Origin of the sequence: Dendronalium sp. ChiSLP03b, from assembly GCF_034531165.2 — a bacterium.
GTDB lineage: Bacteria > Cyanobacteriota > Cyanobacteriia > Cyanobacteriales > Nostocaceae > Dendronalium > Dendronalium minutum.
This window is the reverse complement of record NZ_JAVRBR020000158.1, coordinates 98,052-104,051: the sequence shown is the minus strand read 5'-3', so window position 1 is coordinate 104,051 and position 6,000 is coordinate 98,052. Positions and strand designations below refer to the sequence as shown.

General features: G+C 44.1%; 4 protein-coding genes and 1 pseudogene. All 5 read right to left on the bottom strand.

Annotation, left to right across the window (positions count from 1 at the left end; genetic code table 11):
- Window positions 1-159: 159 nt before the first annotated feature.
- Window positions 160-939 carry a peptidase gene (locus RMY31_RS37280; RefSeq protein ID WP_322664508.1) on the bottom strand — a complete coding sequence of 260 codons (780 nt, stop codon included), beginning with the start codon at window positions 937-939 and terminating at the stop codon, window positions 160-162.
- Between the two features lie 23 nt (window positions 940-962).
- Window positions 963-1,196 (bottom strand): preprotein translocase subunit SecG, encoded by a 234-nt coding sequence (secG, locus tag RMY31_RS37275; protein ID WP_162396570.1) that lies wholly within the window; start codon window positions 1,194-1,196, stop codon window positions 963-965.
- Window positions 1,197-1,320: 124 nt separating this feature from the next.
- Complete coding sequence (gpmI, locus tag RMY31_RS37270) at window positions 1,321-2,919, bottom strand: 2,3-bisphosphoglycerate-independent phosphoglycerate mutase (RefSeq protein ID WP_409879832.1); 1,599 nt, start codon at window positions 2,917-2,919, stop codon at window positions 1,321-1,323.
- 322 nt (window positions 2,920-3,241) lie between these two features.
- Window positions 3,242-4,936: an ABC-F family ATP-binding cassette domain-containing protein gene (locus RMY31_RS37265; RefSeq protein ID WP_322664533.1), complete on the bottom strand. Its 1,695-nt coding sequence runs from the start codon at window positions 4,934-4,936 to the stop codon at window positions 3,242-3,244.
- 136 nt (window positions 4,937-5,072) lie between these two features.
- Window positions 5,073-5,826, bottom strand: a pseudogene (locus RMY31_RS37260) (Rpn family recombination-promoting nuclease/putative transposase).
- Window positions 5,827-6,000 lie beyond the last annotated feature (174 nt).

Here is a 6,000-nt window from a genome sequence, read left to right as displayed (position 1 = left end):
TTTACGTTTTGTTCCTAAAACCCTGGTTTTAGGGTGTAAGGGTGTGGGGGTGTAAGGGTGTAGGGGTAGAAGAAATGATGATTAGAGCGTTAGTTTTATAGTCATTACTCATTGCTTGATTAAAAACCTACACTTGTGAGCCTCTGCCCCCTGCCCCCCCTACTTATGTACCAAAGACCACCCCAAACTAGTCGGTTGTTGATAAATCCGCTTCAAGGTATTCACATCTCTAGGAGAAATAGGTGGCGGGTTGCGAACTTGAGAAAAGTATAGGGCATCAGTTTGTAGCGAACTATGACCCCAAATTCCCAACGCGTGACCGAGTTCATGACGAACTGCTGCAATCAGATAATTTCCAGTTTGGCTGGGACTCAATAGGATGGTGAAGCGGTGCAACAAAACATTGTTGCTGGAGTATAACTCGTAAGTGGTTTGTGCAGAACGCGCACGCGGGATCTTGTTATTAGGTGAAATCTGAAGAGGAGGCGCTTTTCGCAAAATGCTAATATCAGCTACCTCTGGGTTTGCAACTGCTGTCAAAGGTAAATAAGCACTCCATTCCTGCACAGCCTGTAAGACATTATTAACCCACGCTTGAGCCTGTTTATCACTAACTGTTTTTGGTGGTTCTACGTAAACTCGCACCGGAAATTGTGTCCAGACTAAGTAACGGACTTGGGTTTGTTGGATTTGCGAAAAGTAGTCACCACTGTTTGCATTATCTTGCCATTGGGCCAATGTAGGCGGGAGGGGATGGGGTTTCGGGGCAAGAGTGATTAATTCTGAGTGGTGTTTTGGTGTTGCCAAAACACCACTGGATTGGAGGTTAGTCAAAATGACAAGCAGCCCTGTGCCTATAGCTAATACCAGAGCTGCTAATAACCGCCATTTAATAAAATTTTTCAGGATATTAAATTTTGGGTATTGGGTTCTTCCCATTTCCCGATTTTCCTATCCTTGTTTTATTTAGGTAGCCAGCCTGCGCTTAAAACTACTGTTAAACCGAGAAAAATTACTGTCAGTGCCCAAGTAACTCGGTTCAAGGTATTTTCTGCACTTTTGGTGCTGCTAAAAAGCTGAGCTTGTCCACCAATGGCTCCAATACCATCCCCTTTGGGGCTATGCAGCAATACTAAAACAATCAAACCAATTGCGGAAAATGCCCAAATGCCTTGCACGATATTAGTAACTGTCATGGTAGCAATCTCATTTATAAGAAGTTTCAAAAAGAGGGGTTAGGAGAGACACGATTAATTGCGTCTGTACAGGAGTTAGGAGTTAGAAAATTTTTAATTTTCAACTCTTCACTCCTAACTTTATTTACAGACCCACTTGCACGGGAGTACGAGTGAGTTGCACATCGTATTCTGCTTGTTTGAGCAGCGATCGCCCTGTCATTTCTGGCGGCTGGGGCAATTGTAAAATCTCTAGAATTGTGGGGGCAATGTCGGCTAGCTTGCCATCGTTTCGCAGTTCGACATTGGTGCCATATCCAGGGATTTTAACTTTCTCCCCTTCTACTAATATTAGGGGAACTGGGTTAGTAGTGTGAGCCGTCCAAGGATTACCCTCCTCATCTAGCATATACTCAGCGTTGCCGTGATCGGCAGTAATAATTGTTGTGCCGCCGGCTTTGACAATACTCTCGACGAGGCGACCTAAACAGCGATCCACCGTTTCAATGGCTGTAATCGTAGCCTCTATCTGCCCTGTATGCCCCACCATGTCTGGGTTGGCATAGTTAATTACCACTAGCGAGTAGATGCCTTTTTGAATCGCTGCGATCGCTACATTTGTGACTGCTTCTGCTGACATCGTTGGGGCCTTGTCGTAAGTCGCTACCATCGGACTGCTGACAAGTTCTCGGTCTTCTCCAGCAAAAGGTTCTTCTAGTCCGCCGTTAAAGAAATAGGTGACGTGGGCGTATTTTTCTGTTTCGGCGGTACGAAACTGCTTGAGATTGCGATCGGCAATTACTTCCCCCAGAATATTACTTAGATTTTGAGGTGCAAAGGCTACATCAACTAGCAAATCTGGATCGTACTGGGTAAAGGTGACAAATGACAGCGGTGTGATTAGCTGTCGTTCAAAACCTGTAAATTTGTCACTCACAAAAGCTTGAGTCAATTGTCTGGCGCGATCGGGGCGGAAGTTGAAAAATATCACCCCATCCCCTGGTGCTAATGCGCCAGGAGCAATCCGGATTGGGTCGATGAACTCGTCTGTCACCCCTTTGGCGTAAGATGCTTGCAAGACTTCTACAGCCTTGCGGTCATTACCTGTACCATCTTGTGCGATGACATCGTAGGCGCGTTTGACCCGATCCCAGCGGCGATCGCGATCCATGGCGTAGTAGCGACCGCTGAGAGTGACTATGCGCCCAACTCCTGCACGGTCGATGTAGTCTTGCAGGAGTGCGATCGCTTTTATACCCTCTGTGGGTGCAGTGTCACGACCGTCAGTAATCGCATGGATACAAACTTCCGAAATTCGCTGTTCCTTGGCTAAGTCAATTAGTCCGAATAGATGGGTGAGATGCGAGTGTACACCTCCCTCAGAACAAAGCCCTACTAGATGCAGCTTGCTATTGCGAGAGCGAACTGACTGGCAAATTTTGACAAGTGCTGGGTTAGTGAGGATAGAACCGTCTTCAACTGCATCGGAGATGCGGACTAATTCTTGGGGCACCACTCGCCCAGCACCAATATTCAAATGACCAACTTCCGAGTTGCCCATTTGACCCTCTGGCAACCCTACGGCTTTTCCTGAGGTGTGGATGAGTGTATGCGGGTAAGCTGTCCATAAGCTTTCCACAATTGGAGTTTGAGCAGCAGCAATAGCATTTCCTCGTGTCTCCTCGCAGTAGCCCCATCCGTCTAAAATGACTAGCACCACAGGAGCAACAGGTGCTTTGGTCATAGTAAAATTGCCCTTTACTTTTTGTAATACCCGAATGATACCACTGCTAATCCCAGGTGCAAGTGAATTTCTGCTTATTAACTTCTTTTATGAATTGCTTACAATGTTTTTTAATATTCCCTAACTAATGTGTGGATTTTGTGATACTTGGAGAAGAATGCGGAATTCATAATCAATGAGTGTAGGATCTAAAATTCTCCATTCATTGAAGACCAAACTCACACTTCGTATAGCATTTCGCCGACAAGATTGGGTGGGGGCTTAAACCCCCTAAGATTACCGCCACTCGTACTGAATTCTAACTCCTGAATTCTGCTGTATATCACTTGCGTTTCCCAGAAGATTTAGCAGCTTTAGCAGCTTTTTTAGCAGCTTTTTCAGCGGCTATTGCAGCTAACCTTGCCTGTTCTTTTTCTTCAGCAATTTTCTGGAGATAGTAATGATAATCTCCTAAGTAGACGCGGAATTCACCATCCCGGATTTCGACAATTTTGTTGGCTACCTGAGAGATAAAATAGCGATCGTGGGAAACGACAATAGCAGTGCCATCGTAATTTTGCAGCGCTTCTTCCAGCATTTCTTTGGCTGGGATATCTAGGTGGTTTGTCGGCTCATCTAATATCAGTAAATTAGCGGGACGTAAGAGCATTTTGGCCAATGCCAAACGAGCTTTTTCACCTCCACTCAATGCCCCAACTGGCTTAAATACCGTGTCACCAGTGAATAAAAACCGTCCTAAAAGCGTGCGAACTTCTTCATTTTTCCAATCAGGAACTTCATCATGGATAGTTTCCATGACGGTTTTCTTCAAGTCCAAAGCTTCTGCCTGATTTTGTTCAAAGTAACCGGGGATCACGTTATGATCGCCTAACTTAACGCTGCCTTCTGTGGGTGGTTCCATCCCCATAATTACGCGCAGAAGCGTAGATTTTCCAGCACCGTTGGGGCCAAGAAACGCGATGCGATCGCCCCTTTCAATCAGAAGATTCGATCCTAAAAACAAAATTTTATCATCGTAGATATGAGTTAAATCTTTGATATCTACTACCTCTCGTCCACTGCGGGGTGCAGGAGGAAAGCGGAAGTGTAGAGTTTTTACTCCAGCAATCGGTGCTTCGATACGCTCAACTTTCTCCAGTTGTTTTTCCCGGCTTTTTGCCTGGGTGCTGCGAGTAGCACTAGCGCGAAATCTGTCTACAAAAGCTTGCTGTTTCTCTAATTCTTTCTGCTGGCGTTCGTATGCACCCAGTTGTGCTAATTGATTTTCGGCTTTTTGTTGCAGGTATGCTGAGTAGTTACCTAGATAAGTGGCGGAGACTCCGCGTTCAGTTTCCACAATTTGAGTGCAGAGGCGGTCAAGAAACTCTCGGTCATGTGAGACTATTACCATCGGGGTAGTCAGCCCTTTGAGGTAATTTTCTAGCCACTCAATAGTTTCTAAGTCTAGATGGTTAGTCGGTTCGTCCAGCAGCAATAAGTCGGGTTTTTGTAGGAGGATTTTACCCAAACTCATCCGCATTTGCCAACCGCCACTGAAAGCACTTACTAGGCGATCGCCATCTTCTTGCTCAAACCCCATCTCTGGTAATATTTTCCCGATGCGTGCTTCTAAGCCGTAACCATCCAAAGCTTCAAACTGCCGCTGTAAGCGATCTAATTTATTAATTAATTTATCTAATTCCTCTTGGTTAGCCGTTTCCATATCTCGCTGCACCTGTGCTAGAGATAGCTGCACAGAGTTAGCTTCTTTAAAGACTGTCCAAAATTCTTCTCTAACGGTACGGCTGGGATCTACTTCAAACTCTTGGTTGAGGTAGGCTATGTGCAGACTGCTAGGACGAATAATTTCGCCAGCAGTGGGTTCCATTTCCCCATTGATGATTTTCAGTTGGGTGGATTTTCCCGCACCGTTGACACCGACTAAGCCAATGCGATCGCCTGGTTTGACTTCCCAGTTGATATCTTTGAGAACCTCGCCTGTGGGATAAATTTTACTAATATGTTCGAGTCGCAGCATCAAGTTTCTCTCAGGTAGGGAATGGGTAATTGAGGACGAAGTACTAACAACGCTTCCAATATTAACAAAAATTAACTCAACATTCTTCTTTTCTGCGCTATTAACCTTCACTAGAAGTCTGCTGTTGTGCTGCCTGCTATACTTCCTCTATGCTCAAATCTAAAGCCTCTGCTCTGCTTTACGCCCAACCCAGCTGCCAACATTAGTAGTACTGCTTTTAACTTGCCTCTGTGTTCACCTTCTTCTAAGGTTTCCCGATAAACTCGTGTTTGCTTTAACTCACTTAATCCAAACATTGCTTCTATATTCCTCCCGGCTCAATATGGGAAACTTATAAACCAAGATAGTCTCTATTACTTGTAATAATTGCTGCTGTGGCAGCGATGAGTTTATTTCTTGCCTTGTTCTGTCTATTAACTTCCTTGCTTCTACAATTGCTGTATCTTCAGTTGCAATTACTAATTTGATGGTTGCGATACCAACTGGTAGTTATGAAGCTTCACCTAATTTATCAAGTTAAATCCTCTTAACTCTCTGGCTAGCAAAGAATTCACGATAATGTTTAATATTTCCTGTATCTATACTCCTGCTTGGGTATAAAACCACAACACCCCAATCATTTTGTGGCTGATTTTGATGCAGGTATAAGCATATTTCTGCAAACAGTCATGAGTAAAATTCAACATCTGCTTGAAACTGTACCTCCACAAAGTAAATCTGGTTTTCTCCCAGTCGCATTGACAGGAATACACCATCAATTATGAATGCTATTTGATTTCAATAGATGAGAATTGATAAAGGTTAGCCTCCTCAGGATAATTGCCGATGAGTTCAAAAAGGATACCTAGATATTCTTGAAATAGGCGATAAAATATACTGTCATTTTTTATGAATTGATAGGAATTTAAAATTGCTGTTTATGTGTCGTTTTCTTCTTCCGAACCATCTCGCACTTCTTTGGTTCGAGCTGCCAACTCAAGGGTTCATTCCGTAGTGACATAGCTGCACCTGTATAAAGTTTTGAGACTTTAACTGTTATAGCAATCTCAAAGCTGAATTTAGCA

Coding starts and splice junctions, on each gene's coding strand:
- RMY31_RS37280 (WP_322664508.1), bottom strand. CDS start 939: ATGGGAAGAACCCAATACCCAAAATTTAATATCCTGAAAAATTTTATT.
- RMY31_RS37265 (WP_322664533.1), bottom strand. CDS start 4,936: ATGCTGCGACTCGAACATATTAGTAAAATTTATCCCACAGGCGAGGTT.
- secG (WP_162396570.1), bottom strand. CDS start 1,196: ATGACAGTTACTAATATCGTGCAAGGCATTTGGGCATTTTCCGCAATT.
- gpmI (WP_409879832.1), bottom strand. CDS start 2,919: ATGACCAAAGCACCTGTTGCTCCTGTGGTGCTAGTCATTTTAGACGGA.